A 404-nucleotide genomic window follows, 5' to 3' on the forward strand; every position below is an offset into this window, starting at 1 on the left:
ACGGACCGCATCGAAGTCCTGGACCATCCGGCCGGCTGCCTCGCCTTCGACCACCTTGCCGTCACGACCGCCGTCGGCCGCGCGGCCCTCACCGAGACGCAGGTCGAGATCGCGCCGGGCAGCCGGATCCTCATCCTCGGCCGGCCGGGATCGGGCAAGAGCACGCTGTTCCGGGCGTTCGCCGGGCTGTGGCCCTGGGGCACAGGCCGGCTTCTGCTGCCGGCACGAGACAGCATGATGTTCCTGCCCCAGCGGCCCTATATGCCGCTCGGGCCGCTGCGCGCCGCCCTGACCTATCCAGCCGATCCCTCGAGCGTTGGAGACGATGCGCTGGTGGCTGCTCTCGAGAGGACCGGACTGAGCTATCTCGTGCCCGATCTGGACACCACCCGCCGCTGGGACAA

General features: G+C 70.3%; 1 protein-coding gene. It reads left to right on the forward strand.

The window, feature by feature from the left end:
• A partial coding sequence (locus AAHM41_RS40385; protein ID WP_342242284.1) for an ATP-binding cassette domain-containing protein occupies nt 1–404 on the forward strand: 404 nt, incomplete at both ends.

Source organism: Inquilinus sp. OTU3971 (assembly GCF_038440215.1).